This window comes from Natrinema soli (genome assembly GCF_028618695.1).
The window spans coordinates 1-2,629 of record NZ_JAQIVI010000143.1 but is presented as its reverse complement, the minus strand read 5'-3'; the positions used below and the strand labels follow the sequence as shown (position 1 = coordinate 2,629).

Here is a 2,629-nt window from a genome sequence, read left to right as displayed (position 1 = left end):
GTAGGCCTCCCGCGTGACCTCGTAGCGTCGCCGGGCCTCCTCGCCGGGATCGCCGCGGGCGAACGTCCGGGTCATGTCCGCGAAGTAGCCCGTCTCCTTATCGCGCGGGAAGATGTCGATCACGATCAGTTCGTCGGGCTCGAGCGGCCCGCTCCCGCGGTCGTGGGGGTCCGCACCGTCGGCACCGCAGGCGACGATCGTTTCGTCGAGCGCACAGCCGTGGCGGAGCAGGGTGACCTCGATCTCCTCCGTGACGCGTTCGCTGGTGAGCACGTCGCCATCGTGGACGAGGACGCCGTCCTCCACCTCCGCGGTGGCGATCAGCTCCTCGGCTCTCGCCATCGCGGCCTCGTTCGCCCGCTGGCTCGCCCGGATCTGATCGACCTCCCACTCGGTTTTCGTCGCCCGGATCTCCGTCACGATCCCCTCGCGTTCGACCGTCACCGCGAAACCGTGCTCGCGGAGCCCGTCCGCGGTTCCCGTCGGGAAGTTCCGGGGGACTGCGATCGAGTCGACATCGTGGTCCTCGAGAAACGCCGCCAGCATGCGGATCTTCCCCTCGTACCGGCCGTACTCGGCCACGAGTTGCTGGTACTCGTACGCGGCTCGACGAGTGACAGAGTCGACGCTCGCCTCCGCGTTCGCGCGACCGTACTCGAGGCCGGAGACGAGCAAGTGGACCCCGTCGGCGGTCACGAGCGTCTGAAAGGGATCCGGTGCCGTGAAGCCGGAGACGTACCGCTGGTCGGAATCCGAGGTGTCGTCATCGATCAGATAGCCGTCCGGCGCTTCGGCCTCGAGAAATTCGCGAAGGGCGGAGAGATCGACGTCGAGGTTCATGGACGCACGTGTGGCACCGTCGTACATAATCCCGGGGATCCCGGCCATCGGGGATCGGTTCGAACCCACAAACTTATCATTAGAGGTGGTAATCCCCGGATATGAACCGTCGTCGGCTCCTCGCAACGGGTGCTGCGGTCGCACTCGGCGGCTGCCTCAGCGACTCCGGCGACGGGACGCCGACGGGCGCGGATCTCGTCCGAGACGCGATCGAGACGCGCCGCCACATGCGTTCCCTCGAGGCCCGGCGAACCGTGTCGGTCGACGCCCCGGACGAGACCGTCGAACGGGTCGAGCGCATCGCTCGACGACCGCCGGCCAAACAGCGGATCGACGTGCTCGAGTCGACCGATCCGGACGTGCCGGTCGGTTCGGCCACCGTGACGAACCGAGCGACGACGTGGGAGTACAACCCGTCAACGGAGGTGGTGGACAAACAGTTCCATCCGAACAAGGTCGACACCGACAAGACGCGCCTCGTTCTCGAGAACCTCCTCGAGGAGTACCGCCTCGGCTACGAGGGGACGGAGACCGTCGACGGACGCGAGACGCACGTCGTCGAGACGAAACCGCCGGTCGACGACATCGGACCGAAGGTCGAACTCGTCGTCGGAGACACGACGTACGTCATGCCGGTGAACATCATCCGAGACCTCGAGAAACTGGACATCTCCCGAACCGTGTGGATCGACGACGAGTACCGGTATCCGATCAAGGAACGGAACACGATGCGTGAGGACGGCGAAACGCGCCACGACCTGACCGTCACGTATGAGGATCTCTCGATCGACGAGGGTCTCGAACCGGGGACGTTCGCGTACGAACCGCCGAACGGAGTGACCGTCGTCACCGACGGTCGCGAGCCCGAGGGTGTCTTCGAGCGTCGAGGAGCCGCCGAAGCGCACCTCCCGTACGAGCTTCCGGAGCCGGACGTGCCGGACGCGTACGCGCTCGACCGGATCACCGTCATCGATCGGGAAGACGAGTACGGTGGGACCACCGCGATGCTGTGGTACAACGATCCGAACGTGGTCGCACGCGAACTCTACGTGGCCGTCCGAGAGTTCCAGCGGTTCAGCCCGACGTCGTCGACGCTCGAGGAGACCGAGGTCGACGGCACCACGGCCTACCGTCGCGACGGGCGAATTCAAAGCATTTTCTGGACGTGCGACGACCTGAGCTACGAGGTCTCGAGTCTCACTGACGAGACACCGCTGCTCGAGATCGCGGCCTCGATCGGCTGTCCGTGATTCGTCGTCTCTTCCCTTTGACTGTCGTTCAGTCAGGAATGCTCCGCGATAATCAGTACAGGCAATCTATGTGTCACTTCGGACTGGTCAACCGGTGTGCGGTGGCGCGCGCTGGGCCGCGGTGAATGCCAGTGAACCGCGGCACGACGTTGCGCGAGGGATGAGCGAACGCTAGTGAGCGAATCGGCTGGGGAGGGCGTGGCGATTCCCTGTTGCCACGATAGCAGGACACTTCGTCCCGAACTATTCCCGGCAGTAACCCACTGCACCATTCGCAGGTCTGCGATCAGTCGCCCTGTCCCCGCATCCGGACCGTCCGAATCGATCACCGCGAGACGAGACTAACGGGATCGGTATCGGTAAGGCGGGGCCACCCCACAGAGCGACCATGAACGTCACTATCACGCCCTCGAGCGTCGGGGGGACGGCACGGGCACCGCCCTCGAAGAGCTACACGCACCGGGCGATCCTCGCGGCGGGATACGCCGACGAGGCGACCGTCCGCGACGCGCTCTGGAGCGCGGACACGCAGGCGACCG

General features: G+C 65.5%; 2 protein-coding genes and 1 pseudogene. 2 read left to right on the top strand and 1 reads right to left on the bottom strand.

Features of this window, described 5'->3' with window-relative positions:
- Nucleotides 1-840, bottom strand: an 840-nt coding sequence (locus PGX04_RS10125) for a M24 family metallopeptidase (protein WP_273738381.1), incomplete at its 3' end; no start/stop codon positions are given.
- A 101-nt stretch (nucleotides 841-941) separates the two neighbouring features.
- Here PGX04_RS10125 and PGX04_RS10120 point away from each other — a divergent pair.
- Together PGX04_RS10120 and PGX04_RS10115 are read left to right on the top strand one after the other, a co-directional pair.
- Nucleotides 942-2,090, top strand: a complete 1,149-nt coding sequence (locus PGX04_RS10120; RefSeq protein ID WP_273738380.1) for a LolA family protein — start codon at nucleotides 942-944, stop codon at nucleotides 2,088-2,090.
- A gap of 388 nt (nucleotides 2,091-2,478) precedes the next feature.
- Nucleotides 2,479-2,629 (top strand): annotated as a pseudogene (locus PGX04_RS10115) (3-phosphoshikimate 1-carboxyvinyltransferase); the annotation flags it as partial.